The 25,948-nt window shown below is 71.3% G+C and carries 24 protein-coding genes; 12 read left to right on the top strand and 12 right to left on the bottom strand.

Annotation, left to right across the window (positions count from 1 at the left end):
- Nucleotides 1–86 precede the first annotated feature (86 nt).
- Entirely contained in the window at nucleotides 87–935 is an 849-nt protein-coding gene (locus AC3ANM_RS09360) for an MEDS domain-containing protein (protein WP_488287856.1), read from the top strand.
- Complete coding sequence (locus AC3ANM_RS09355) at nucleotides 932–1,876, top strand: anti-sigma factor RsbA family regulatory protein (protein ID WP_488287855.1); 945 nt, start codon at nucleotides 932–934, stop codon at nucleotides 1,874–1,876. The genes AC3ANM_RS09360 and AC3ANM_RS09355 overlap by 4 nt, the downstream gene beginning before the upstream one ends.
- A gap of 144 nt (nucleotides 1,877–2,020) precedes the next feature.
- On the opposite strand, the gene AC3ANM_RS09350 is transcribed toward AC3ANM_RS09355, so the two are convergent.
- Together AC3ANM_RS09350 and AC3ANM_RS09345 are read right to left on the bottom strand one after the other, a co-directional pair.
- On the bottom strand, nucleotides 2,021–3,568 hold the full coding sequence (locus AC3ANM_RS09350) for a signal peptidase I (protein WP_488287854.1): 1,548 nt from the start codon (nucleotides 3,566–3,568) through the stop codon (nucleotides 2,021–2,023).
- An 86-nt stretch (nucleotides 3,569–3,654) separates the two neighbouring features.
- Complete coding sequence (locus AC3ANM_RS09345) at nucleotides 3,655–4,248, bottom strand: TasA family protein (protein ID WP_488287853.1); 594 nt, start codon at nucleotides 4,246–4,248, stop codon at nucleotides 3,655–3,657.
- 358 nt (nucleotides 4,249–4,606) lie between these two features.
- Here AC3ANM_RS09345 and treY point away from each other — a divergent pair, with 358 nt between their 5' ends.
- The gene (treY, locus tag AC3ANM_RS09340) at nucleotides 4,607–7,120 is read left to right on the top strand and encodes a malto-oligosyltrehalose synthase (protein WP_488287852.1); all 2,514 of its coding nucleotides are present in this window, start codon (nucleotides 4,607–4,609) and stop codon (nucleotides 7,118–7,120) included.
- Nucleotides 7,121–7,178: 58 nt separating this feature from the next.
- The gene (gene treZ, locus AC3ANM_RS09335) at nucleotides 7,179–8,942 is read left to right on the top strand and encodes a malto-oligosyltrehalose trehalohydrolase (protein WP_488287851.1); all 1,764 of its coding nucleotides are present in this window, start codon (nucleotides 7,179–7,181) and stop codon (nucleotides 8,940–8,942) included.
- Between the two features lie 4 nt (nucleotides 8,943–8,946).
- On the opposite strand, the gene AC3ANM_RS09330 is transcribed toward treZ, so the two are convergent.
- Nucleotides 8,947–10,443 (bottom strand): MFS transporter, encoded by a 1,497-nt coding sequence (locus AC3ANM_RS09330; protein WP_488287850.1) that lies wholly within the window; start codon nucleotides 10,441–10,443, stop codon nucleotides 8,947–8,949.
- A gap of 178 nt (nucleotides 10,444–10,621) precedes the next feature.
- Between AC3ANM_RS09330 and AC3ANM_RS09325 the strand changes: the two genes are divergently transcribed.
- Entirely contained in the window at nucleotides 10,622–11,203 is a 582-nt protein-coding gene (locus AC3ANM_RS09325) for a hypothetical protein (protein ID WP_488287849.1), read from the top strand.
- Nucleotides 11,204–11,312: 109 nt separating this feature from the next.
- Here AC3ANM_RS09325 and AC3ANM_RS09320 read toward each other — a convergent pair whose 3' ends face one another.
- Nucleotides 11,313–11,609 carry a hypothetical protein gene (locus AC3ANM_RS09320; RefSeq protein ID WP_488287848.1) on the bottom strand — a complete coding sequence of 99 codons (297 nt, stop codon included), beginning with the start codon at nucleotides 11,607–11,609 and terminating at the stop codon, nucleotides 11,313–11,315.
- A gap of 144 nt (nucleotides 11,610–11,753) precedes the next feature.
- On the opposite strand from AC3ANM_RS09320, the gene AC3ANM_RS09315 reads away from it, so the two are divergent.
- The 3 genes from AC3ANM_RS09315 (at nucleotide 11,754) to AC3ANM_RS09305 (ending at nucleotide 13,945) form a co-directional block, all read left to right on the top strand.
- Nucleotides 11,754–11,957: a hypothetical protein gene (locus AC3ANM_RS09315; protein ID WP_488287847.1), complete on the top strand. Its 204-nt coding sequence runs from the start codon at nucleotides 11,754–11,756 to the stop codon at nucleotides 11,955–11,957.
- Nucleotides 11,958–12,326: 369 nt separating this feature from the next.
- The gene (locus tag AC3ANM_RS09310) at nucleotides 12,327–12,947 is read left to right on the top strand and encodes a DUF47 domain-containing protein (protein ID WP_488287846.1); all 621 of its coding nucleotides are present in this window, start codon (nucleotides 12,327–12,329) and stop codon (nucleotides 12,945–12,947) included.
- A 5-nt stretch (nucleotides 12,948–12,952) separates the two neighbouring features.
- Entirely contained in the window at nucleotides 12,953–13,945 is a 993-nt protein-coding gene (locus AC3ANM_RS09305; RefSeq protein ID WP_488287845.1) for an inorganic phosphate transporter, read from the top strand.
- Nucleotides 13,946–14,049: 104 nt separating this feature from the next.
- Here AC3ANM_RS09305 and AC3ANM_RS09300 read toward each other — a convergent pair whose 3' ends face one another.
- From AC3ANM_RS09300 to mshD, 8 genes are all read right to left on the bottom strand, one after another.
- Nucleotides 14,050–15,120 carry a hypothetical protein gene (locus AC3ANM_RS09300; RefSeq protein WP_488287844.1) on the bottom strand — a complete coding sequence of 357 codons (1,071 nt, stop codon included), beginning with the start codon at nucleotides 15,118–15,120 and terminating at the stop codon, nucleotides 14,050–14,052.
- Nucleotides 15,121–15,279: 159 nt separating this feature from the next.
- On the bottom strand, nucleotides 15,280–16,056 hold the full coding sequence (pstB, locus tag AC3ANM_RS09295; protein ID WP_488287843.1) for a phosphate ABC transporter ATP-binding protein PstB: 777 nt from the start codon (nucleotides 16,054–16,056) through the stop codon (nucleotides 15,280–15,282).
- Nucleotides 16,057–16,115: 59 nt separating this feature from the next.
- Nucleotides 16,116–17,036, bottom strand: a complete 921-nt coding sequence (gene pstA, locus AC3ANM_RS09290; RefSeq protein WP_488287842.1) for a phosphate ABC transporter permease PstA — start codon at nucleotides 17,034–17,036, stop codon at nucleotides 16,116–16,118.
- A complete protein-coding gene (pstC, locus tag AC3ANM_RS09285; RefSeq protein WP_488287841.1) occupies nucleotides 17,033–18,043 on the bottom strand; it encodes a phosphate ABC transporter permease subunit PstC in 1,011 nt (336 codons plus the stop codon). Before pstC ends, pstA begins: the two co-directional genes overlap by 4 nt.
- 90 nt (nucleotides 18,044–18,133) lie before the next feature.
- Nucleotides 18,134–19,258 (bottom strand): phosphate ABC transporter substrate-binding protein PstS, encoded by a 1,125-nt coding sequence (pstS, locus tag AC3ANM_RS09280; protein ID WP_488287840.1) that lies wholly within the window; start codon nucleotides 19,256–19,258, stop codon nucleotides 18,134–18,136.
- Between the two features lie 343 nt (nucleotides 19,259–19,601).
- Nucleotides 19,602–20,618, bottom strand: coding sequence for an NUDIX hydrolase (locus AC3ANM_RS09275; RefSeq protein WP_488287839.1), 1,017 nt, complete (start codon nucleotides 20,616–20,618; stop codon nucleotides 19,602–19,604).
- Nucleotides 20,615–22,993 carry an RNA degradosome polyphosphate kinase gene (locus AC3ANM_RS09270; protein WP_488287838.1) on the bottom strand — a complete coding sequence of 793 codons (2,379 nt, stop codon included), beginning with the start codon at nucleotides 22,991–22,993 and terminating at the stop codon, nucleotides 20,615–20,617. The genes AC3ANM_RS09275 and AC3ANM_RS09270 overlap by 4 nt, the downstream gene beginning before the upstream one ends.
- 57 nt (nucleotides 22,994–23,050) lie before the next feature.
- Nucleotides 23,051–24,010: a mycothiol synthase gene (mshD, locus tag AC3ANM_RS09265; RefSeq protein ID WP_488287837.1), complete on the bottom strand. Its 960-nt coding sequence runs from the start codon at nucleotides 24,008–24,010 to the stop codon at nucleotides 23,051–23,053.
- A 221-nt stretch (nucleotides 24,011–24,231) separates the two neighbouring features.
- Here mshD and AC3ANM_RS09260 point away from each other — a divergent pair, with 221 nt between their 5' ends.
- The 4 genes from AC3ANM_RS09260 to AC3ANM_RS09245 all read left to right on the top strand — a co-directional run bounded on the left by AC3ANM_RS09260 (nucleotide 24,232) and on the right by AC3ANM_RS09245 (nucleotide 25,891).
- Entirely contained in the window at nucleotides 24,232–24,714 is a 483-nt protein-coding gene (locus tag AC3ANM_RS09260; RefSeq protein WP_488287836.1) for a hypothetical protein, read from the top strand.
- Nucleotides 24,707–25,153 (top strand): hypothetical protein, encoded by a 447-nt coding sequence (locus tag AC3ANM_RS09255; protein ID WP_488287835.1) that lies wholly within the window; start codon nucleotides 24,707–24,709, stop codon nucleotides 25,151–25,153. Before AC3ANM_RS09260 ends, AC3ANM_RS09255 begins: the two co-directional genes overlap by 8 nt.
- A 112-nt stretch (nucleotides 25,154–25,265) precedes the next feature.
- Entirely contained in the window at nucleotides 25,266–25,661 is a 396-nt protein-coding gene (locus AC3ANM_RS09250) for a hypothetical protein (protein WP_488287834.1), read from the top strand.
- A 53-nt stretch (nucleotides 25,662–25,714) separates the two neighbouring features.
- Nucleotides 25,715–25,891, top strand: a complete 177-nt coding sequence (locus AC3ANM_RS09245) for a hypothetical protein (RefSeq protein WP_488287833.1) — start codon at nucleotides 25,715–25,717, stop codon at nucleotides 25,889–25,891.
- Nucleotides 25,892–25,948: the final 57 nt, after the last annotated feature.

Genomic DNA, 25,948 nt, shown 5'->3' with positions numbered 1-25,948 from the left:
CGACTCACCCGCAAGTACTACCTGTGCGCCCCCTGAGCTCGTCCAAACACCTGTCCGGTCGTGACCTGCGGGTTTACCGTGGCGGCATGGCGGGATTGCGGGCGCTGGAGCGGCCCACGGGGCTGCATGCCGGCGACCACCTGTGCTGGGCCTATGGCGAGCGGCAGCCCTTCGGCGAGGTCGCGGCGGAGTTCCTCCGCGAGGGCGCGGCACGGCACGAGCGCCTCGTCTACACCGCCTCCGGCACGACGGCGGAGCTGACCGCCCAGCTCGCGGCGCTGCCCGGCCTGGAGGCCCTGCTGGCCGACGGCCAGCTCACGGTCCAGCCCATGGACGACGTCTACGCCGATGGAGGCCACCTCGACCCCCACGCCCAGACCCGGGTGTTCGTCGAGGCCGCCGAGCGGGCGGTCGCCGACGGCTGGTCCGGCCTGCGGGTCGCCGGTGACCTGACCGGGCTCGCCCTCGACCCCGACCACTGGGTCGACATCCGCGCCTACGAGATGGTCGTGGACGCGGTGATCGCCGACCACCCGCTCACGGGCATGTGCGGGTATGCCGTGCCGGACCTCCCCGAGAAACGCCTCCGCCCGCTGGTGGCCCTGCACGGCATCCGCAACGGCTGCGCGGAGGACCCGGGCTTCGGGGTCCGCGTCCGCGGCGACACCCTCGCGCTCGCCGGCGAGGTGGACCTCGGGTCGGTCGACGACCTGGGGCAGCTGCTGGAGGGCTTCAGCCTGCCCGACGGCGGCCCGGTCACGCTCGACCTCGCGGCGCTGGACTTCCTCGACGTGGGCGGCACCCGGACCCTGGTCCGGTTCGCCGACACGATGCACGCGGCGGGCCGGCCGGTGCGGTTCGTCGGGGCGGGGCGTCAGGCGCGCCGGGTGCTCGAGCTGTTCGACGTGGAGCTGTCCGACGAGGCGCCGGCGTGAGTGCGCCGGCGGTGCACCCCACGGGGGCGTGGACGGGGGAGGCCTTCGCCCACGAGGCGTTCGTGTTCTCCCGCGACGAGGAGGCGGTCGCCCGGTGCGTGCCGTTCGTCGAGGAGGGGCTGGCCCGCGACGAGCCGGTGATCGTCGTGGCGGGGGAGCCGGTGCGCGAGGCCATCGCCGACTGCCTCGGCAACGAGGTGAAGCGACTGGCCGTGGTCGCACCGTCCGAGGAGTGGTGGCAGGGGGGCTTCGGCACGCTCGCCGCCTACGACCGCGACCTCCAGGACCTCAAGGCGACCGGCCGGCCGTGGCGGCTGATCGGGGAGCCGACCTGGCTGGCGCTGCCCGGCGGGCGGGTGTGGTCCCGCTTCGAGGCGGTCGCCAACGAGGCCTACGCCGCGCTGCCGTACTACTCGCTGTGCCTGCACGACACCCGGCGCCTCGAGCCCGACATCATCGACGCGGTCCTGCGCACCCATCCGATGACGTGGGGTGGCACGGGCCCGGTGCCCTCGCCGACCTACGAGGACACGGCGACCTACCTGCACCGGGTGGAGCCGGCGTGGTCGCCGCGTCCGGCGGACGCGGTCACCCGACGGGTGTCGGACGCCCGCGCCGGACGGGCCGCCGTCGAGGAGGCGCTCGGCACCGGCCTGCGAACCGAGCGCGGCCAGGATGTGCTCATCGCCGTGAACGAGCTGGTGAGCAACGCGATCCGGGCCGCCGGCGAGGCTGAGCTGTCCACCTGGCGCGAGGGCGACCGGGTGGTCTGGGAGGTGGCCGACACCGGGCCGGGGCTGCACGATGCGATCGCGGGCTACGTCCCGCCCGGCCTCGACCTCGACTCCGGCCGCGGCCTGTGGCTGGCCCGCAGCCTCTCCTCCGACGCGTCGGTGCGCCCCACCGGCCCCGGCACCGCGATCCGCCTCTACTTCGACTGACCCGCGACAGACCGGATCCGCGCGCCGACCCCTGATTTGCCCGGCAGCCCGCCAGGTGTCACCCCAACCCCGCGGGCGCCCGAGGGGTTCTGGGCGCCCAACCAGGGTTGCCCCGGCCGCGATGACGACATCCGCAGGTCTTCGTCAGGGCTGGTAGTGCGCTTTCGACCAGTGTGCGGCGACACGGTCAGCGCCCAACGTGGAGCCGTAGACCGCCACCTCGTCGATGCTGCCGCGGAAGGAGGAGCTGGGGGCGTTTGGCCACTGGCCGAGGTCGCTCGGGTCGTCCCACCCCACCTGCCAGATGCCCTGGCCGTTGTTCGCGCTCACGTACGTCTTCGACACGGCCGGCGATCCATCGAGGTAGAGCACCATCGTGGACCCGTCGGCCGTGGCGACCACGTGGTGCCACTGCCCATCGGCCAGCGATCCCCCGGAGGTCATCAGCGTATGCGCGGCTGACACAGTGCCGAGCCCGAAAGCCACCTGCCCCCCGGGGGTGAGGTAGATGACGCGGTCACTGTCCCGATTTCCGTTCTGGTAGCAGCGGCCCACGATGAGTCCCCCGGTGGAGTTCACGGGGGCGACGAACCATGCCTCCAGCGACACCGGCTCGGTCTTGCCGATGCTGCTGCTCGCGGAGGAGACGACGTAGTCGTCGGTGCCGTCGAAGGTCATGGCCGTCTCGGCCGTGCCGAGCGGCCTCTCGTCGCAGCGGAGCGCACCCCAGACACCAAACTCAGAAGCCTGGAAGTTGAGGTAGCTGGCCGGGCTGCTGGTCACCGAGCCGGAGTTGGCCGCCGTGCCTCCGCCGGTCTCGTCGAACCGGTACCACAGGAGTGGTTGGTCCTTCACCACCTCGTTGTTGTATGCCGCGCGGTCAGGACAGTACGCCCGTGTGCCCAGGGTGTTGGCGCCCACTGGGGTCGCCGCCGTGAACAGGGCGTGGGTGTGCTTCGCGACGCCGACTCCGACCGCAGCGCCTACGGCACAGACCGCGAGCACCGACCCTGCCACGAAGCGCTGCCCCGAGCCGGTTGACGTGGCTTCCCGACGCTCCCGGCGGGTCGGGAGAACGTCTGCAGCGCCTGTTACTACGACGTCCGCCGTGCGCTGGTCCGGGAATGCCGAGGCCGCTCTGCGGACGCGAACCCGCCCGAGGTCCCTGACGAATGACAGCCCTTGGCTCAGCAGCAGCAGGAGCAGTGGCAGGCCGAGGACGATCGCTCGCCCTCGTGGGGACTGGTAGAACACCAGCCAGCGGCCGGCATTCGGGAGGCGCCGGGTGAGGACGCCGCGCACGTTCGCCACCGGGACGAGGTCCGGGTCGGGCGTCGGGTTGGCGTCGCCCTTGGTCTGCAGGAATACCCCATAGGGCTTTCGCACGACCGCGCGGATCCGGTGTGTGGTGAGGCGGCCGGTCGCGCCGGGCGGCTGGAAGGTGACGATCGTCCCGGACCGCAGGGCGGTCGGGGAGGGGGGCCGGACGACGACGGCGTCCCCGGCGCGGAACGTCGGGGTCATCGACCCGGACGACACGACGAGCACCTTGTTGCCCTGGTGGTTGACCAGCGCCAGCCCAAGCACCGTCCCGACAGAGGCGATGACCGCCACCGTCGTCAGGAGGCGACGGGCCAGGCCGAGGGCGCGCAGGAGAGCCCTTGCCGCGGTGCGGCGCGAGCCGGAGTGCACGGGCAGTCCTCCCTCCCCTCGGGCGTACGACGAACAACAGCCGCGTGTCCCGGTCTGGTTCACCTCGGGACTCCCGGCCGCGTGGGTCAGGGGTTGTTGACGACCTGCTCGGCGTTGAAGGTCAGGGTGGCCGTGGTCGTCAGCGACTGGAAGGTGTTGTCGGTGGCGATCGGGAGCGCCACCTTCGCGCAGAGCTTCTCCGAGCTGCCGGCGTCCAGGACGCGGTCACCAGCCTGCGCGCCGGGGGTGGAGTCCCCGAAGACCTGCAAGCCACCGGCTTTGCCCAACCAGCCCGTGTAGAGCTGGGTTCCGCTGGCGCCGAAACCGGCCTTGGAACAGGTGGTCACTCCGGTCTTGACGGTCAGCACGAGCTGGTGCGCCAAGGTGTCCTCCGTCGTGGCGGACACCACGGAGTAGCGCTGCTGCAGGCTGCCACTGTTGGCGATGGTGAGCTCGTTCACGACCGAGTCACCGGGAGCCATCGAGGAGAGAGTCAGGGCCGCCGAGCTCGGGCTGGCGGTCAGCTCGACCTTTCCAGTGGCGAAGGTGTTGCCCGTGACGTCCTTAGTGTCAGTGAAGAGGGCGCCGGTCGACAGCGCGGTCAGGCCGGCGACGGTGACGCCGACGACCCCCAGACCCATGGCCAGGCGGACCACCTCTGCCTTGGCCAGACCGGTCATACGCACAGCAGAGCTCAGGCTCATCAGGTGATTCCCCTCCATGACGTGAGCCTGCGTGGCCCCGCCCCCATCACGCCGATCCGATGACCTGCGTACTTGACGGATCAACATAGCGATTCCGTCATGGTCGGGTAAAGAAAGCGCAAAATCTGTGGTGAAAGCGCTTACCGGCGCCCGGATCTTGTCGATGAGGCGCCTCCGGGGTCATTCCGCGGGCCGCGACCGTCCGGCATACCGGGGCATTGCCGGACAAAGCGACGGGCGAGGCTTATGGGCGTGAGACGCTGACCCCGGCGTCCCGCCTCTCTGGGACGATGTCCACCCGTTTGTGATCTGCGCCACATGGAGGGACGTGCCCGTGAGCCCTGACCCGCGAGAGGTCACCGCCACCTACCGCCTGCAGCTGCATGCGGGCTTCACCTTCGATGACGCTGCCGCCCAGGTGCCCTACCTCGCCGCGCTCGGCGTCAGCCACCTCTACCTCTCGCCGGTCCTCCAGGCCGTGCCGGGCTCGATGCACGGCTACGACGTCCTCGACCACACCCGCATCAGCGCCGACCTCGGCGGCGAGGACGGCCTCGTCGCGCTCGCCGACACCGCCCACGCCCACGGGCTCGGCCTCGTCGTCGACGTCGTGCCGAACCACATGGCCCTGGTCGCGCCGGAGAGCGCCAACGCCCCCCTGTGGCAGGTGCTGCGCGAGGGCCGCGACGCGCCGACCGCCGACTGGTTCGACATCGACTGGAAGTCCGGCGGCGGCCGGCTCGGCCTGCCCCTGCTCGGCGACACGCTCCAGGCGACCCTCGAGACCGGCGAGCTGGTCCTCGGCGACCTCGACGGCGAGCCGGTCATCCGCTACCACGACCACGTCTTCCCGATCGCCCTCGGCACCGAGGGCGAGGACGTCGCCGAGGTGCTGGCCCGCCAGCACTACCAGCTGGCCTCCTGGCGCGAGACCGACACGATGCTCAACTACCGCCGCTTCTTCGAGGTCGACGAGCTCATCGCCGTCCGCGTGGAGCTCGAGGAGGTCTTCGAGGCGACGCACCGGCTGCTGCTGGACCTCAACCACCGCAACGTGATTGATGGCTTCCGCATCGACCACCCCGACGGCCTCGCCGACCCCGAGGGCTACCTCACGACGCTGCGCGCCGCGACGACGCCCGGCACGCTCGTGTGGGTCGAGAAGATCCTCGAGGGCCACGAGCGGCTCTCGTCCACCTGGGCGTGCGACGGCACGACCGGGTATGACGCGTTGCAGGCCGTGCAGGCGGCTCTCGTCGATCCCGGGTCGGCCGAGGTGCTCGAGGAGTGCTGGGTCGCGGCCGGGGGCGAGCCCCGGATCGAGCGCTCGGTCGAGCGGGCCAAGCGTCAGGTGGTGGCCGACTCCCTGGCCCCCGAGGTGGACCGGCTGACCCGGCGGGCGCGGGAAGCGTTGCCCTCCATGGATCCTGAGCGCCTGCGCGAGGCCGTGGTCGAGCTGCTCGTGGCCGGCGAGGTCTACCGCGCCTACGTCCGGCCCGAGTACCGGCTCTCGCGCGAGGCCCGGCAGCGGATCGACGACGCGCAGGCCCGGGCGCTGGCCGCCCGCCCCGACCTGGAGGCCGAGCTGGCCGCGCTGGTCGAGCTCGCCCTCGGGGAGGACGCCGACCTGCCGCCGGCTGCCGTGGACTTCGCGGTGCGGCTCCAGCAGACGTGGGGCCCGGTGATGGCCAAGGGCATCGAGGACACCACCTTCTACCGCTGGCACCGGCTGGTGGCGCTCAACGAGGTGGGTGGCGACCCGGCGGTGCTCGAGACCGCGTCCGGGGAGGAGCTGCACCGCTGGGCCGAGGCGCAGCAACGCGACTGGCCGCGCGGCATGACCACCCTGTCGACCCACGACACCAAGCGCAGCGAGGACGTGCGCGCCCGGCTCCTGGCCGTGGCCGGCGATCCCGAGTCGTGGCACCGCTGCTCGGCGGCGTTCCGCACGGCGGCCGAGACCTTCGGCGTCGACCGCCCGACCGCCCACCTGGTCTGGCAGACGCTGGTGGGGGCGGGCACCGGGCTGACGAGCGAGCGCCTGCACGACTACCTCGTCAAGGCGCTGCGCGAGGCCAAGCAGCGCACGGCGTGGGTGGACGGTGACCAGGACTACGAGAAGCGGGTGCTGGCGCTGGCCGACGCCGCGATGGCGCCCGGCGAGCTACGCGACGTGTGGCAGGAGGCGTTGTCCCGCAACGCCTCAGCCGTTCGCGCCACGGTCCTCGGCGCCAAGCTGCTCCAGCTGTGCCTGCCCGGCGTGCCGGACACCTACCAGGGGTGCGAGGTCGTCGACCTCTCGCTGGTCGACCCCGACAACCGCCGCCCGGTCGACTTCGGCCGGCGCCACACCCTCCTGCACGCCACCGCCGAGGCCGAGGTCGCGCCCGCCTTCCACGCCGCGCCCCCACCCGCCGCCGACGACCCCACGGACAACCCCGCCGAGAGGGACGTTCCTCCCGGTTTCCCGGCCCCGGAAACACCAGGAACGTCCCTCCCGGCGGAAGGGTTCGGGGGGCTCGACGAGGAGAAGCTGCTCGTCACCACCACCGCCCTGCGGCTGCGGCGGGCCGACCCCGAGGCGTTCGGCGTCGGCGCCACCTACCGCCCGCTCCAGTCCAGCACCGAGCACGCCCTGGGGTTCCTGCGCTCCGAGCGCATCGCCGCCGTCGTGACCCGGGCGCCCGCCCGCCTGGAGCGCTCCGGCGGGTGGGCCGCGGACGACCGCGTGCTGCTGCCCGAGGGGGAGTGGCGGGACACGCTCACGGGCCGGGTCCACCTCGGTGGCGAGGTCGCCTGTGCGGCACTGCTCACCACCCGCCCGGTCGCCCTGCTGGTCCGTCAATGACCCTGACCGCCCGGCTGTCGACAGCGCCGGTCACGAGCAACGCCAAGGGAGTCCGCCGATGACCGAGGTCTCCGTCTGGGCGCCGTTCGCCAAGGAGTCGGTCGACCTCGTCCTCGGCGACGAGCGCCGGCCGATGCTCCGGGACACCGGCGGCTGGTGGCGCGGTGACCTGCCCGAGGCGCCCGGCACGGCATACGCCTTTGCCCTCGACGGCGGCGATCCGCGGCCGGACCCGCGTTCGCCCCGCCAGCCGGACGGGCCTCACGGGCGCTCGGTCGCCTTCGACCCCAACGCCTTCGGCTGGACCGACGCCGAGTGGCGCGGCGTCCACCTGCCGTCGGCCGTGACCTACGAGCTGCACATCGGCACGTTCACCACGGAGGGCACCTTCGACGCCGCGGTCGAGCGGCTCGACCACCTCGTGGACCTCGGCGTCGACCTCGTCGAGGTCATGCCGGTGGCGAGCTTCCCCGGCCGGCACGGCTGGGGCTACGACGGCGTCGACCTCTACGCCGTGCACGAGCCCTACGGCGGGCCTGTTGCGCTGCAACGGTTTGTCGACGCCTGCCACGCCCGCGGCCTGGGCGTCTGCCTCGACGTCGTGTACAACCACCTCGGCCCCGACGGCAACTACCTCGGCGAGTTCGGGCCCTACTTCACCGACAAGTACGTCACGCCTTGGGGCCAGGCGCTCAACCTCGACGGCCCCGGCAGCGACGAGGTCCGTGCCTTCGTCCTCGGCAACGTCACCCAGTGGCTGCGCGACTTCCACATCGACGCCCTGCGCCTCGACGCGGTCCACGCGCTCAACGACGACCGCGCCCTGCCCCTGCTCGAGGAGATGGAGCGCGACGTCGAAGCCCTTGCGGCAGAAGTGGATCGGCCGTTGTGGCTGATCGCCGAGTCCGACCGCAACGACCCCCGCACGGTCACCCGGCGCACACCCGACCCCGACGCCGGCGGCGGCCTGGGCCTGCACGCGCAGTGGGCCGACGACGTCCACCATGCGCTGCACGTGCTGCTCACCGGCGAGACGTTCGGCTACTACGCCGACTTCGCCGACCCCGGCGCGCTGGCCAAGGTGCTCACCACGCCGTTCTTCCACGACGGCACGTGGTCGAGCTTCCGCGAGCGCACCCACGGCCGGCCGGTGGACACGCTGCGCCTGGAGGGCTGGCACTTCGTCGCCTCGCTGCAGACCCACGACCAGGTCGGCAACCGCGCCGTCGGCGAGCGGCTCGGCCAGCTCGTCAGCCCCGGCCGCCTCGCGTGCGGGGCGGCCCTGCTGCTCACCTCGGCCTACAGCCCGATGCTGTTCATGGGCGAGGAGTGGGGGGCCTCGACGCCGTGGCAGTACTTCACCGACCACGTCGACCCCGAGCTCGCCCGCCTCGTCAGCGAGGGCCGTCGCCGCGAGTTCGCCTCGCACGGCTGGGACTCCGCGGACGTGCCCGACCCGCAGGACCCGGCCACCGTCGAGCGCTCCCGGCTCGACTGGAGCGAGCTCACCGGCCCTCCGCACGACCGCATCCTCTCCTGGTATCGCGCGCTGCTCACCCTGCGTCGTCAGCGGGCGGACCTGCGCGACCCGCATCTGGACCGGGTTGGTGTCGATCACGACACGGCGGCGGGGACGGTCGTCGTCCACCGCGGCGAGCACCGCGTCGCGGTCAACCTCGGCGCGGAGCCGGCGCTGCTCGACCTCGGTGAGGCCACGGCATACCGGCAGGTCGTCCTCGCCTGGGACGAGCAGGCCCACCTGACCGACGACGGCCGCCTCTCCCTGCCCGGGGAGTCGGCGGCCGTCGTGGGTCCTGCCTAGCGGACTACGCCGGCGCGGGCGCCGTCCGGTCGCCACCGGAGCCGGACGCCGGGGCTTCCTCGGCGGTCAGCGGCTGGGCGATCGACTCCAGGCTCTTCTGCTCGGCCTTGACGCCCATGAAGGCCGCCACCACGCCGCCGACGATCATCAGCGCGGCGCCGATGAAGTAGCCGGGGGCGATGCCGGTGATGTCCTTGGTCTTGGACGCGGCGTCGATGAGGTGGCCGAAGTAGAGCGGTCCGGAGATGCCGCCGGCCGCGGTGCCGATCGCATAGAAGAACGCGATGCACAGGGCCCGCGTCTCCATCGGGAAGACCTCGCTGGCGGTCAGGTAGGCCGACGAGGCCCCCGCCGAGGCGAAGAAGAAGACGATCGCGCCCATCAGCGTCAGGGTGACCGCGTTGAGGCCGCCGAGCATGAACCCAGTGACCGCGAGCAGCGCCCCGGACAGGATGTAGGTGCCGGAGATCATCTTGACCCGGCCGATCGTGTCGAACAGCGGGCCGAGCAGGAACGCGCCGAGGAAGTTGCTGACCGCGAACGCCGCGATGTACCACCCGACCTGCTTCACCCCGAGGAACTTGGTGAGCGAGTCGCCGTAGGTGAAGAAGAACGCGTTGTAGAGGAACGCCTGGCCGATGAACAGCGCGAGGCACAGCACGGTCCGGCGCGGGTACAGCGTGAACACGGTCTTGGCGATCGTGCCCAGCCCGATGGTCTTGCGCTGGCGGATCGTGATCGTCTCGTCGACCGGGTCCAGGGAGGAGCCGGTGGTGTTCTCGACGTGCTTCTCGATCTGCTGGACGACCTTCTCGCCCTCCTGCTCCTTGCCGTGGATGAACAGCCAGCGGGGGCTCTCCGGCACGTTGCGGCGGACCACCAGGATGCCCAGGCCGAGGATCGCGCCGAGGCCGAAGGCCAGGCGCCAGCCGAGCCAGTCGGGCACCAGGGCGGGGTTGAGCAGCGCGACGGTGAGCAGCGAGCCGGCGGCGGCACCGAGCCAGAACGAGCCGTTGATGGCCAGGTCGACGCGGCCCCGGTACTTGGCCGGGATCAGCTCGTCGATCGCGGAGTTGATCGCGGCGTACTCACCGCCGACGCCGGCGCCGGTGACGAACCGGCAGGCGAAGTAGAACATCGGGTTCATCGAGAACGCCGTGAGCACGGTGCCGACGAGGTAGATCCCGAGGGTGACGAGGAACAGCTTCTTGCGGCCGAACCGGTCGGTCAGCTGCCCGAAGAACAACGCCCCGAGACACGCGCCGAGGACATAGATCGCGCCGGCCATGCCGATGTCGGAGCTGGTCATCCCCAGGCCGGTGCCGAGCGGCTTCTGCAGCGCCTCGGACATCGACCCGACGATGGTGACCTCGAGGCCGTCGAGGATCCAGACGGTGCCCAGGCCGGCCACGATGAGCCAGTGCCAGCCGGCCCAGGGGAGCCGGTCGAGTCGGGCGGGGATGTCGGTCGTGATGCGACCGGTCTCAACTTGCGACGACATACACACTCCTCCGCGCGGCGACGGTGCCGCGTCCGTTGTCCGGCGGCCGGGGGGCTCCAGTCGCCGTCCTGCCTCCGGCGGGTTCGCCGCCGGTTGACGTGAGAAAATCGTGTTCGTGCCTGAGGAACCTACTGCGCGGGGAGTTCCCCGGCGACCCGCCTTTTTTGGGCCGGCCGCCATGGATGCCCAGGCCGGCGCGCCGGACCCGGCGCGCATCACAGAAGTTGCCCACGAGACGGCTGCCGTAATCGTCGGCACCGGCCGCGCCGCCCATGACCCTGCCCTCACCAGCAAGCTCGTCGAGCTCGTGGACGAGCTCGGGCTCTCCACGCTGGCCGAGCTGTGGGCCGACCGCCCGGCGCGCAGCCTGCCCGGCGCGCTGTGGCGGCTCTACGCGCTGCGCGAGTGGGTCCGCCGCGACCCCGCGGGCGCCTCGCGCGACTACGCCGCCGGCATCCGGTTCGCCGACGTCCCGCACGTCGTGGCCGGGGTGGCCGAGCCGCCCGGGCCCGAGGAGCTCAAGGCCCTCACCGACGCGATCCTCACCGGCGTCTTCGAGGGCGACCTGGCCATCGCGCTGGAGCGGGCGGCGGCGTTCTGCCGGGTCATCTCGGCCGGCCGGGCCCACCTGGCCGACGACACCGACGCGGCATCACCTCAGGTCAGCACCGCCCAGACCCGCCGCGCGGCATCGATGCAGACGACCGGCGAGGACCTCGAGGCGTGCGCCCGGCTCTGGCGCAAGGACGACCTGATCTGAGGTCGTTCTCACACGGCCCGCAGCAACCTCGCGCGGCCGGCCGGACCCGGCAGTTACAGTGGATGACGTTGCGCCGGGCCGCGGTAGCCCCGGGTCCCAACTGAAGCCGCTACGAGCGGCCATGCGCCGTGAGGCGCTCCCGGCCCGGCGCGACCCCAGCCTCTCCCAGGGCCACCGGTATGCCGTGTGCCTGGCTGCCGCCGTCGGCCCCCTCCCCGGAGAGCCCCAGCCCCGCGAACGTCGCCTCGTCGAGCTCGGCGGCCTCCATCGGGCAGTTGCCGTCGGCGTGCGCCATGGCGTCCCGCTCGGCGCCGGCGCGTGCCCGGCGCCCCGGACCGCGCCACCCGCAGGCCAGACAGAGGCCGTGCGTGAACGAGCCTCGGTCCTCCGTGCGGGCTGCGGTCATGGCGCCCATGATGCGGCCTGGACCTGTCCCTGCCTAGGGCGGGCCTGCCCTGTTCAGGGGCGAGCCCCGACGTGTCCGGAAGCTCGGCAATCACGATTGTGGTAAAGCCACCCGAGGGGCCCTCACGCGGTCTAGATTGGTCCCATGGCAGGACCGGAAGCGTCGGGGGACTTCCTCACCGACGGCGACTTGCAGTTCGAGATCGAGCTCGTGGGTGAGCTGGTCGTCGCTGCGACGTCGAGCGACGGTCCGTTGTCCCAGGACGAGATCGACCGGCTCCTCGGCGTGGCCCCTGGCGGGCCCGCAGCGGCCGGCGCCGGCGATGCCGGCACCTCGTCCCCGGCCTGAACCGGCCCGGACACGCCGGGCGGTCGGGCGCGGACCTCCCCCTTCAGGCCGACCGTTTCTGCCTGCTGCAACCTGCCGGTTCTCCCCGCGGCAACCTTCCGGTTCTCCCCGCAGCAACCTGCCGGCTCTGCCTGCGGCACCCGGCCGGCGGGCGCGCGGCGACCACACGGCATACCGTGCTCGCGTGCCACCCAGCGGACGGCGACGTCCGCTGGGCAGGACAACCCCGCTGGTGGATGGCGTCGGCCACCCGCTTCGGGTGAACATTGCATGAACACTCGTGCTCGGGCCCAACCACTCGGTTGGGTGACATCGTTGCCGTGGCTTTAGCATCACCTACGGCCACTTTCCTGATGACCGGAGTTCCCCGTGGGTTTTCGCCTCACCCCTCAAGAGACCAGCTTCTACGACCTGTTCGCGCAGCAGGCGAGCCACATCGTGGCGGGCGCCAAGGAGCTGACCGCCCTGCTGGGAGTCGCGCCGACCGAGCGCGAGCCCATCGCCCAGCGCATGCGCGACATCGAGCACGCGGCTGACGAGGCCACGCACGAGATCATGCGCAAGGTCAACAGCTCGTTCATCACGCCGTTCGACCGCGAGGACATCTACGGCCTCGCCTCGAGCATGGACGACTGCATGGACCTCATGGAGGCCGCGGTCGACCTGATCGTGCTGTACCGGATCGGTGAGCTGCCCGCGGGCATCGCCTCCCAGGTCGAGGTCCTCGCGCGCATGTCCGAGCTGACCGCCGAGGCGATGCCGCGACTGCGCTCGATGAGCGACCTGCAGGAGTACTGGATCGAGATCAACCGTCTCGAGAACCAGGCCGACCAGGTCTACCGCCGGCTCCTCGCCGAGCTGTTCAACAACGGCGCGGACGCCATCACGGTGCTCAAGCTCAAGGAGGTCATCGACGAGCTCGAGGCCGCCGCCGACGCGTTCGAGAAGGTCGCCCACGCGGTCGAGTCGATCGCCGTCAAGGAGTCCTGACCCCCGTGGACTTCCTCCCGATCGCCATCGTCATCACCCTGGCGATGGTCTTCAACTACACCAACGGCTTCCACGACGCGGCCAACGCGATCGCGACGTCGGTGTCGACGCGGGCACTGACCCCGCGGATCGCCCTGGGCATGGCGGCGGTCTGCAACCTCGCCGGTGCCTTCCTCGGCGTCAAGGTCGCCGACACCGTCGGCAAGGGCATCATCGCCCCGCCGGACGGGCCGACCGGTCTGCTGATCGTGGCCGCCGCGCTGGTCGGCGCCATCTCCTGGAACCTGCTGACCTGGCGGCAGGGCCTGCCCTCCTCGTCCTCGCACGCCCTGTTCGGCGGCATGGTCGGGGCGTCGCTGGCGGCGGGCTCGACGGTCCTGTGGGGCGGCGTCTGGTCGAAGATCGTCGTCCCGATGGTCATCTCCCCGATCGTCGGTCTGGCCCTGGGCTACCTGGTCATGGCGGGGATCCTGTGGCTGTTCCGCCGGGCGCACCCCGGCCGCACGGCGCGCGGGTTCCGCCTCGCCCAGACCGTCTCGGCCGCCGCGATGGCGCTCGGCCACGGCCTGCAGGACGCCGGCAAGACGATGGGCATCGTCGTCCTCGCGCTGACCGTCGGCGGCTACCACCAGGGCGCGACGATCCCGCTGTGGGTCAAGGTCTCCAGCGCGCTGGTCATCAGCCTCGGCACCTACTCCGGCGGGTGGCGCATCATGCGCACGCTGGGCCGCCGGATCATCCACCTCGACCCGCCGCACGGCTTCGCGGCCGAGGCGTCGGCGTCGTCGGTCCTGTTCATCGCCGGCCTGGCGTTCAAGGCCCCGATCTCGACGACCCACACGATCACCTCCTCGATCATGGGTGTCGGCGCCACCAAGCGCCTGTCCGCGGTCCGCTGGGGCGTGGCCGGCAACATCGTCGCGGCGTGGGTCCTGACCTTCCCGGGCGCCGGCATCGTCGCCGCCCTCTGCTTCTACGTGGCCCACCTCTTCATGTAGCCGAGGTCTTTGCTCACCTCAGGCCCCTTTGCTCAGTTCAGGCCGCTTTCGCCCCGCCATAACGGGCCCGAAAGCGGCCTGAACTGTTTAAAGAAGGCTGGTTGTCACCCGGTCTTGCGCCGTGGCCCCTCCAGCCACGGCGGACCCGGCAGGTATGCCGTGCGGCCGCTCAGGCGGCTGCGGTCACCCCGCGCCGCGGCCGCGGCGATCCGTGCCATCACCTCACGCGGCCGGCGGGTGATGTCATGGGTGCCCCAGCGCACCACCTCGACGCCGAGGTCGCGCAGCCTGTCCTCGCGGGTCTTCTCGCGGATGACCGATCTCCGGGCCTCTGCCAGGAGCTCGTCCGCGGCGAGGTCGGGATCCGTCGACAGGGGCGCCGATCGCAGGAAGTACTTCTCCCGTCCATCTGACTCCAGTGCCACCGCTGACTCCTCGATCCAGCCGTCGACACAGGCCACGAAACGGCCCTGCCTGTCGAGGAGGGTGACCTGTGGCTCGGGCATCGGCAGGCCGAGCTGATGGAGCCGGATGAAGGAGTAGCTCTCGAGCCATGTCGTGCGGCGCGGGTCGAGCAGGGGCAGCGCCGCGCGCCCGCGCTCGATGTAGGGCCAGCACGCCTGCCGATCGAGGACCCTGGCGACGGCGTCATGAGTCACCCGTCCCTCCCGGAGTGCCGAGTCGCCGAGGGCGACGCCGTCCGGCAGGCGAAGGTGGCGCAGGTTGTCGGCGACGCTGCGGGCTCGGCCGGTGACGGGAAGGTCCCATCGAGCCCCCGCGGCAGAGACCCACACGTGCTGGCGGTCGCCATCGGGGAGCGACGCCACCTGCACGACCTGGTCCGGTCCTCGGCGGGTGGGTTGGGTGAGGTCACCGCAGGTCACCGTGGCTGGTCCAGGTCCATCGAGCGGGAGGGCCCATCCGTACGTGACGGCGGCGCTGAGGTGGCTGGCGACGACGCTCTCGCCCCTGGCGTGCAGCGCTGCCACCAGCGCGAGGAGGTGTCGGTCGCGTGCCGGCAGCGCGTCATACCGCTGCCGCTCCACGTAGACGGTGCGGCGCAGCGGCAGCCAGCGGCCGGAGCGCACGCGCTGAGCCACCTGGTGTCGGCTCAGGCCGGCACCCAGCGCCTCGGCACGCGTGAACAGCGCCGGCAGCTCGGGGTCGGTGGTCATGCGACCACGATCGGCGACAACGGCGACGCCCCGCCGGCCATCCACAGGCCAACGGGGCGTCCAGCGTGTTTGCTCAGCTCAGGCCGCTTTCGGAGCCCGATAACCCCCGCCAGAGCGGTCTGAACTGAGCAAACCGGCCTGAGCTGAGCAAAGGCGGGGTCAGCCGAAGCGGCCGGAGATGTAGTCCTCGGTCGCCCGCTGCGTGGGGTTGCTGAAGATCTTGTGCGTGTCGTCCATCTCGATCAGCCGGCCGGGCTTGCCCTGCTCCTTCAGGTTGAAGAACGCCGTCCGGTCCGACACCCGCGCCGCCTGCTGCATGTTGTGCGTGACGATCACGATCGTGTAGGTCGACTTCAGCTCGTTGACCAGGTCCTCGATCGCCAGCGTCGAGATCGGGTCCAGCGCCGAGCACGGCTCGTCCATCAGCAGGACCTGCGGCTCGACGGCGATCGCCCGCGCGATGCACAGGCGCTGCTGCTGGCCACCGGAGAGGCCGGCGCCGGGCTTGCCCAGCCGGTCCTTGACCTCGGTCCACAGGTTCGCGCCGCGCAGCGACTTCTCGACCCGCTCGGCCAGCACCTTCTTGTCGCGCAGGCCGTTCAGCCGCAGCCCGGCCGCCACGTTGTCGAAGATCGACATCGTCGGGAACGGGTTCGGCCGCTGGAAGACCATGCCCACGGTGCGCCGGACGGCCACCGGGTCGACGGCCGCGGCATACAGGTCCTGGTCGTCGAGCATGACCGAGCCCTCGACGCGCCCGCCCGGGATGACCTCGTGCATCCGGTTCAGCGTGCGCAGGAAGGTCGACTTGCCGCAGCCGGACGGCCCGATGAAGGCGGTCACCGAGCGCGGCTCGACGGTCATCGTGACGTCCTCGACGGCCTTGAAGTCGCCGTAGAAGACGTTCAGGTCCTTGACGTCAATTCGCTTGGCCATGAGTGGGGTTCTTCCTTTTCAGATCCGGTATGCCGTGTGCCTGGGTCGCGCCCGCAGCCTCAGCTGCGCACGCGCCCGAACCGCGCCACGACGCGGCCGATCACGTTGAGGAGGAGGACCAGCAGGATCAGCGTGAGCGCCGCGCCCCACACCCGGTCCAGGGCGGGCTGCAGGCTCTCGGTGCGGTCCTGGTTGATCATCGTGGGCAGGGTTGCCATGAGGCCGCCGAACAGGTCGGTGGCGATGTTCTTGGTATAGGGCCCGAGGATGAGCAGCGGGGCGGTCTCGCCCATGACGCGGGCCAGGCCGAGCAGGACGCCGGTGACGATTCCGGAGAACGCCGTCGGCAGCACGATCTTCACGATCGTCTTCCACTTGGGCACGCCGAGGGCGTAGGAGGCCTCGCGCAGCTCGTTCGGCACGAGCTTGAGCATCTCCTCGGTGGAGCGCACGACGACCGGGATCATCAGCAGCACCAGCGCCAGGCAGACCGCGAAGGCGACCCGCTGGAAGCCGAACGTCGTCACCCACACCGCGTAGATGAACAGCGCGGCGACGATCGAGGGGATGCCGGTGAGGATGTCGACCATGAACGAGACGGCGCGGGCGAAGCGGCCCCGGCCGTACTCGACGAGGTAGATCGCGGTCATCACGCCGATCGGCACGGCGATCAGGGCGGTGACGGTCGCCTGGATGAGCGTGCCCTGGATGGCGTGGACGGCGCCGCCGCCGACCATGCGCGAGGTGATGCCGCGCTGGGAGTGGCTCCACCAGTCGGCGGTCACCAGCATCTGGATGCCGCGGCTGACCACGGTCCAGAGGATCCAGACCAGCGGCACCATCGACAGCAGGAACGCGCCCCACATGGCGACGCGGGCGAGCTGGTTGCGCAGCGCCCGGCCGCGGGACTTGTGCCCGAGCTGGAGGGGCGCCGAGGCCGGCATCGCGGCCGGGGCGGTGGGGGTGTCGACGGTGCTCATTCGGTGAAGGCCTTCCGGCGCTCGATGACGATCCGCGCGATCGCGTTGACCACGAAGGTCAGGACGAACAGCACGAGGCCGGCGGCGATGAACGCCCCGGCCTTCTGCGGGCTGTCGAACTCGGCGGCGTTGTTGGCGATCTTGGAGGCGAAGGTCTCGCCACCGTTGAAGATCGAGAACGACCACGGGGTGTCGTTGGACAGCGCGGACAGAATGATCAGGACGGCGACGGTCTCGCCCAGGGCGCGGCCGAGGGCGAGCATCGCGGCGGAGATGACCCCGGGCCGGCCGAAGGGCAGGACCGCGGTGCGGATCATCTCCCAGCGGGTGGCGCCGAGCGCCAGGGCCGCGTCCTTGTGGGCGACCGGCGTCTGCGCGAACACCTCGCGGGAGATGGCGGTGACGATGGGCAGCACCATGATCGAGAGCACGATGCCGACGACGAAGATCGTGCCGCCCTCGCTGACGGTGGTCTTCCCGAACAGCGGGAACCAGCCGAGCGTCGTCTGCAGCACGGTCTGGATGCCGTTGAGGTGCGAGCCGAAGACCCACACGCCCCACAGGCCGTAGACGATCGAGGGCACCGCGGCGAGCAGGTCGACCAGCGACGCGGCGGGGCGGGACAGCCAGCGCGGGGCGTACTGGGTGATGAACAGCGCCACGCCGACGCCCAGCGGCACCGCGATGAGCAGGGCGATCACCGAGGAGATCACGGTGACCCACAGCAGGTTGGCGATGCCGAACCGCAGGGTGTCACCGTCGACGCTCCACTCGGTGGAGGTCAGGAAGTTCGCCTTGTCGTGCGCGAGGGCCGGCAGTGCCTGGGAGAGCAGGAACGCCGCGATGAGGGTGACCAGGGTGATCACGAGCAGCCCGGCCCCGCGGGCCGCACCCCCGAACAGGCGGTCGCCGAGACGACCCGTGGACGCACCATCGCCGCTCAGGGGCGCAGGGCCCGGAGCGGCGGGGGAGTTGTCGGCGGTGGAGACGCCGGTCACTGAAGTCACGCTGGATCAGTACCTCGTGGTTGGGGTCGGGGGGCGTATGCCGTGTGGCTGGCCTCTGGCCTGGAAGCCAGCCACACGGCATACATCAGATCAGGACAGGGCGTCGATGGTGCTGGCGACCTTGGTCTGGATCTCGGTGGGCAGCGGCGCGTAGCCGATGTCCTGGAGCTTGGCCTGCTCGGCCGGGGAGGCGAAGAACTTCAGGAAGCTCTTGAGCAGCTCGACCTTGGCCGGGTCCTTGGCCTTGGAGCACGCGATCTCGTACGTCACCAGGACGATCGGGTAGGCACCCGGGGTCTTGGTGGCGTAGTCGAGCTTGAGCGTGAGGTCGTTGCCACCCGTGCTGGCGATCTTCGCGGAGGCGATGGCCTTGGCCGCCGAGTCGCCGGTCAGCTCGACCGGGCCGGAGCCGTTGTCGATCTGGGCGATGCCGAGCTTGTTGTCCTTGGCGTAGGACCACTCGGCGTAGGTGATGCCACCGTCGGTCGCCTTGACCGCGTTGGCGACACCGGCCGACTTCTCCTTGCCCTCGCCCTTGCCGGTCCACTTCTTGGCGGGGGCGGCGGTCCAGACCTTCGGCGCGGCGGCGTTGAGGTACTTGGTGAAGTTCTCCGTCGTGCCCGACTCGTCGGAGCGGAAGAAGACCTTGATCGCGGTGGAGGGCAGCTTGACGCCGGGGTTGAGCTTGGCGATCGCCGGGTCGTTCCACGTCGTGATCTGGCCCATGAAGATCTTGGCCGTCACGTCGGGGGTGAGGATGAGCTTGTCGACGCCGGCGACGTTGTAGGACACGGCGATCGGGCCGGTGACCATGGGGATGTTCCAAGCGTCGGACCCGCAGGCCGCCTTGGCCTCCTGGGTCTCGATCTTGCCGTCCTTCGGGACGGACTTCAGGGCGGAGTCGGAGCCGGCCCAGTCGACCTGCTTGGCGAGGAACTGCTTCACGCCCGCGCCGGAGCCGGTCGGGTTGTAGTTGACCGTGGCGCCGGAGCACTGGTCCTGGAAGTCGGAGATGGCCTGGTCGATGGCGTTCTTCTGGGCGCTGGAGCCCTCGCCGTTGAGCGTGCCCTTGCCGCAGTTGACGCTGGCGGTGCCGGACGCGCCGGAGGTGGCGCCGCCGGCCGACGGGGCGTTGTTGTCGGAACCGCAGGCCGTCAGCGCAAGCGTGCCAACAAGGGCCACGCCGGTGAGCTGGCCGAGACGCTGGATCTTCACTGTGGTCGTACCTTCCGTATGCAGGGTCAGAGGGACGAGCTCCCTCGCCCGTCAACACCGAAGGTAGGGACGCCGGGTGACGCGCCGACCCGCTCCGGGTGAACGCAGGGTGAACGGATCCGGGCGTCTGCCGGACATCCGGGCGTCGCGCAGGCGGGCAGCGGGTGAACGACACGTCAGTGGGTGGTCAAGTGCCCATTTCGCCCCGGTATGCCGTGCCCCGCACCCCCGCCGCCGTCCGTACTCAGTTGAGGCCGCTTTGCTCAGCCCAGACCGGTTTCGACCCCGGATTCGGGGGCTCTGAGCGGCCTGAATTGAGCAAACCCGCCTGGAGTGAGCAAAGTCAGGGGAGGTGGCGCTCGACGTCGACGACGCGGGCGGACGCCCCGGAGCCGACCATGTGGCAGACCAGCGCCTCGCCCTTGGCCATGCCCAGGTCCGCGGCCTCGGCGAGGGCCAGCGCCACCTCGCCCCGCTCGTCCTCGTCCGGGTCGACCAGCGGGGCCAGGTGGTCCAGCAGGGCGGGCAGCACGGGCCCGTGCGAGCACACTGCCGCCGGCGTCGCCTTCTCCAGCAGCCGCACGAGGGGACGGGCGGCGCGATCGGGCGCTTCGGCATACCCCTCCTCGGAAAGGACCGGCTTGGCGCGCAGCTTCAGTCCGCGGGCCTGCGCGTACGGCGCCAGCGTCGCAGCGCAGCGCACCGACGGGGAGGTGACCAGCCGGGTGACGCCGAACGCGGCGAGCAGGGAGCTCAGGGTCTTGGACCGCGTCTCGCCCCCGTCGTCCAGCGGCCGCAGCGGGTCCGGGCCCTTCCATCCCGAGCGGCTGCGCGCGGTGGCGTGCCGGACGAGCACCAGCGGCCAGGTGTCGAGGGTGTCGGCGTGCCAGGCGCGCACCACCGCCCGCAGCTGGTCGCGGTCGCGGGCGTAGTGCAGCCGCTCCGAGGCGTCGGCCACCGGCAGCCACGCGACCTCGTCGATCTCGTTGACGAGCACGCCGTCGCCGCCGGTCACCTGCGCAGCCCAGTAGCGGACCTCCTTCAGCGACAGCTCGCCGACCTTGTCCAGGAACGTGTATGCCGCGCCCGGCAGTGGGCGGCCCAGGCGGACCTCCAGCCCGGTCTCCTCGTGCGTCTCGCGGACCGCGGCGACCGGCCACTCCTCGCCCGGGTCGAGCTTGCCCTTCGCCCAGGCCCAGTCGTCGTAGGCCGGGCGGTGCACCAGCAGCACCTCAAGGGCGTCCTCCTCGACCCGCCACGCGACAGTGCCGGCTGCGGGCGTGCGGCGGCCGGGCACCACGCCGGCGCCCCCGGTGGCTGCGGCGGCGGCTGCCGCGGCCTGCTCCTCGGCCTCACTCACCGGCGGCGGGCCTTGCGCCGGCGACGGGTGTGCTGCTCGATCAAACCCTCCTGGTAGTCGTTGAGCGCGAAGCCGTCCTCGCCGACGTGGTGTCGGGTCCAGCGGCCGTCGCCGGCCAGGTGCCAGCTGGAGGTCAGGTCGTCCATGCCTCGGGTCATCAGGGCCTGGACGTCGGCGAGGTGGCCGGGGTCGGACAGGCGCACCATGCACTCGACGCGGCGGTCGAGGTTGCGGTGCATCATGTCGGCGCTGCCGATGTAGGCCACCGGCTCCCCGCCGCCGCCGAAGATGAAGATCCGCGAGTGCTCGAGGAAGCGGCCCAGGATGGAGCGCACCCGGATCGTCTCCGACAGGTCGGGGACGCCAGGGCGCAGGGCGCAGATGCCGCGGACGAAGACGTCGACCTGGACGCCGGCGCGGGAGGCGCGGTAGAGCGCGTCGATGACGGCCTCGTCGACGATGGAGTTGACCTTGAGCCCGACGTAGCCGCCGCGGCCGGCCTCGGCGTGGGCGATCTCGGTCTCGATGAGGTCGACCAGCCCGGTGCGCACCGAGCGCGGGGCGACCAGCAGCCGCTTGAACCGGCTGCGCGGGGCGAAGCCGGAGAGCTGGTTGAACAGCCGGGTCAGGTCCTCGCCGACCTGCGGGTCGCAGGTGAGCAGGCCGAGGTCCTCGTAGAGCCGGGCGGTCTTGGGGTTGTAGTTGCCGGTGCCGATGTGGCAGTAGCGGCGCAGCCCCTCGGCCTCCTGCCGGACGACCAGGGAGAGCTTGGCGTGGGTCTTCAGGCCGACGATGCCGTAGACGACGTGGACGCCGGCGTGCTCGAGCTTGCGGGCCCAGGAGATGTTGTTCTGCTCGTCGAACCGGGCCTTGATCTCGACCACCGCCAGCACCTGCTTGCCGGCCTCGGCGGCGTCGATGAGGGCGTCGACGATGGGGGAGTCGCCGGAGGTGCGGTAGAGGGTCTGCTTGATCGCCAGCACCCGCGGGTCGGCGGCGGCCTGCTCGACGAACGCCTGCACCGAGGTGGAGAACGAGTCGTAGGGGTGCTGGAGCAGCACGTCCTTGGCCCGCATCGCGGCGAGGATGTCCGAGGGCTGGGAGGTCTCGACCGCGGCCAGGTCCGGGTGGGTCTTGGGCACGAAGGCGCTGAACTTCAGCTCGGAGCGCTCGAGGTCGGCCAGGAGGTTCAGCCCGGTGAGGTCCAGCGGGGCGGGCAGGCGGTAGACCTCACCCTCGTGGACGCCGAGCTCGCGCACGAGCAGGTCCATGACGTGGTCGTCCATGTCGTCGGCGACCTCGAGGCGCACCGGCGGGCCGAACCGGCGCCGGGTCAGCTCCTTCTCCAGTGCGGCGAGGAGGTTCTCGGCGTCGTCCTCCTCGACCTCGAAGTCCTCGTTGCGGGTGACCCGGAAGGTGTAGTGCTCGCGCACCTCCATGCCGGGGAACATCTGGTCCAGGTGGGCGGCGATGACGTCCTCGAGCGGGACGAACCGGGCGTGGTAGAGGTCGGCCAGCGGGGAGTCGGTGACCTGCGCGGCCGGGCCGACCGGGATGAACCGGGGCAGCAGCGGCGGCACCTTGACCCGGGCGAAGTGCTCGTTGCCGGTCTTGGGGTTGACCAGCACGACGGCCAGGTTGAGCGAGAGGCCGGAGATGTAGGGGAACGGGTGCGCCGGGTCGACCGCCAGCGGGGTCAGGACGGGGAAGACCTGGTCGCGGAACATGCCGTGCAGCACGGTGCGCTCGGACTCGGCGAGCTCCTCCCAGCGCACGATCGAGATGCCCTCGTCGGCCAGCGCCGGGCGCACGGCCTTCTCGAAGGTGTCGGCGTGCATCCACATCAGCTCGTGCGCCACGAGGCTGATCTGCTCGAGCACCTCGCGCGGCTCGAGGCCGGAGGCCGAGCGCACCGCCAGGCCGGTGGCGATGCGGCGCTTGAGGCCGGCCACGCGGACCATGAAGAACTCGTCGAGGTTGCTGGCGAAGATCGCCAGGTAGCGGGCCCGCTCCAGCAGCGGGATCGCCTCGTCGTCGGCGAGCTGGAGCACCCGCTCGTTGAACTGCAGCCAGGAGATCTCGCGGTCAAGGAAGCGGTCGTCGGGCAGGTCGGACTCGCTCCACCCGCTGCCCTGGCTGTGGGGGGCCGGGACGACGCGCATGAACCGCCCGTTGGCCTGCCGCGGCCGGGCGCTCGCGATGGAGCGCACCGGGCCCTGGTCGCCCTGGTCCTCGGCCACGCCGGCTTCCTCGGTCGCGGTGGCGTCCACGGCCTCGGTGTCGTCCTCCGCCTCGGCGGTCGCGCTCGGGACGTCGTCCACCTCGATGTGCGCGGACTGCTCGATGCGCTGCGCCTCGGACATCTCAGGGGTCATTTGCCTATGGTGTCACCGCTTGCTGTCCGGCGGGTGAATACCTTTGGCGGCCGTCCGTCAGGTGGCGGTGCGGGTGTACATGACGTCGACGTCGGCCCGCTCGAAGCCCAGCCGGGTGTAGGTCGCCACGGCCGCCGCGTTGTCCCCGTCGACGTAGAGCATGACCTCGGGCAGCCCCATCGCCTCCAGGTAGCGCAGCCCCAGGATCGTGGCGGCCCGGCCGAGGCCGCGGCCCTGGTATGCCGGGTCCACGCCGACCACGTAGACCTCACCGATGGGTGGGTGGCTGGGTTGGCCGTTGCCCGGGGTGGCTGCGTGGGCGTGCACCTTGGTCCAGTGGAAGGCCGCCAGGTCGCCGGTCGGGGCCTCGATGAGGATGAACCCCTCGGGGTCGAACCAGTCCTCGGCCATCCGCTGCTCCAGGTCGTCGCGGGTGAGCCGACCCTGCTCGGGATGGTCGGCGAAGGCCCGGGCGTTGACCGCCAGCCACGCCTCCTCGTCCTGCTCCTCCTCGAAGGTCCGCACCCGGAACCCCTCGGGCAGCACCACCGGCGGCAGGGCGGGCGCCCCGGTTTCCTGGCCGAGCAGCCGGCGCATCCGCCACAGCTCGCGCACAGAGGTGAAACCGTCGCGGGCGGCGAACGAGCGGGCCGCGGTCAGATGCCCGTGTGACCACAGCTGCAGCGACCCGGCCTGCACCGCGATCGCCTCCACCAGGGCGGTGCCGACGCCGCGCCGCCGGTACTCGGGGTCGACGACGACCTCCGCGGTCGAGGCCTCCCCGCTCGAGCCGTGCTCGAGGTGGGCGTAGCCGGCGAGCTCGTCCCCGTCATACGCGAGGAAGTGGACCAGCGCCGCGTCCACGGAGGCGTTGGCGCTGTGCCGCACGTGCAGCAGGACGTGCTCGGACAGCGGGGTCACCCCGTCGGCCTGCGCCGCGCGCCGCGCCAGGTCCACCACGGCGTGCCACTGGTCGTCGGTGAGCTGGAAGAGGCCGTCCACGCGCATGCCGCTCATGGGAGGCAGGCTACGCAGGCTCGTATGCCGTGTCCTCGCCCCCCGCGGTCCGGTCGCCTCCGGCTCTGGTTGCCGGCCCGGGAGGCGGCCACGGCTGTCACACTGGCGACGCGCGAACGGCCTCACGGGTACGTCGGCGACCACAGGCCACCACCGGCCGTCCAAGCTCGCGGCCTGCTCTGGGGAGTGGCCGCTTCCCTTCGTTGGAGGCCTGATCAGGGATGGGTGTCGCGCCGACGTGGACGAGCTCGTTGATCGCGCTCCAGCAGCCGTATCTCACCATCGGCCGGGGCTTCGCCTCCGCCCACGGGATCCCCAAAGGAATCCGGGAGACTCCGCAGCCGTGGTGGCAGGCAAAGGGAGTGGGCACGGCCTTCCGGCTTGCCAAGGCAGGGGACGCCGGCCTCTGGCGGGCCTCGTTCTTCTGGTCGCACGAGCCCTTGGCGCCGGACTTCTTCCCCGACAAGCCCCTGGCCGAGGGGTCGAATGTGCTCGATCTCCGGGAGAACCAGGGGTCGTTCGTCATCTCCGGCTCACCTGACGACGGCGGAGGCACCGTGCTGCACTTCGACTCGAGCTTCGTGCGCTACGACTGGCAGGTTCGCGGAAGCCTTGTTGGACGCCACGACGAGGTCGAGGTGATCAGCGTGAGCTTCAGCCCGGTAGACGCCGGCGCCAGTGCTGGGCGGGCCGACGGTGTCTGAGTCAGGTGGGCTGTCGCTCAACGACGTCGAGGAGGTCGCCGCCCGTGCCGCTGACGCCCGGGGCTTGGGCTTCGGCTGCGAGGAGAAGGACCGGCGACTGTTCATCCACCTCGAGCGCGGCGAAGAGTCGGTGCCCGCGGAGCCCGGCCGGCGGCGAGTGCAGTTCTGGACCGCGGGGACCGGTGCCTTCGTTGCCGACTTCGACGGGACGTACTCCCACCAGGAGCACGCCTATGACCGGAGGGACCAGGCGCAGGCGGTCGAGCTGCTGGTCGCGCTTGCCGACCAGTACCTGAGGGGCGCGGGTGAAGCCCGCACGCTCAGGACCCGGCCCTGGCCCTGGCGCCCAGCCCAGTGGCTCGCCATCTCGCACGGGGAAGGAACAGTGCTGCTGCGGCGCAGGTCGCATCCCGCCCGGTCTGACCAGGTCGCCCCGTGACCCGCCCTCCCGCAGGTCGCGTCCGACCGGTCACCCTGCTTTCCCGGGCGGCCACCCCAGCTCTGGAGGCCCTCGTTGGTGGAGCTGATGGACGTCACGTGGAGGCGCGGCGGTGAGGCAGGTCGACGACGGCGAGGAGATGACCAGAGTCCGGCACGCCGTCGAGAGTGCGCTGCCCGGCCTCACACCCACCTTCGAAGGGGTCGCCGGATCGGACCTGTTCGGAGGCGCGGATCTCGCCTGCGTGCGCTACGAGACGGCCCGGCGCGATACCCAGCTGCTCCTCTGGGTTGAAGATGACTCCACCGTCTGGGTGGAAGTCCGTCACCGCGGGACGACCTTCCGGGACGAGGTGCCGACCAACGGGGACTTCGGTGCCTTGTCAGGGGTCAGCGCAGGGGTGGCTCTCGGGCACTTCCGGGAGCGACGGCTTCTCTGGCTCGGTCCCGTCAGGGGGCTGCGGGTGAGCCATCATTCGGTGGACTGGTACCTGCCCGCTGACGGGTGACATCGTCAGCCGGGAGGTCGGGGTGTCTCGAGAACCGCGCGAAGGAGCTCTTGATGTCTGACATCCAGCGGCTGTGGGACGCTCTCCGCGAGCGGTTCCTCGCAGCGCTCGATGACAATGGCGACGTAGCGCTGACGCCTGCCGCGGCACGAGAGCTGGCGGCCACGCTGGCCGACGACGCAGTGGTGGTCCTCCAGGACCCTCGGTTCAGTGCGGGCCGTGGCGAGTGACTGGGGCTGACGACCACCCTCCGCCCACCGAGGGGCCATCTCGCGCGGCAGGGGCTC

It is taken from the genome of Oryzihumus sp. JJN4-3R (assembly GCF_057747915.1).
This window is presented reverse-complemented; position numbering and strand designations above follow the sequence as displayed.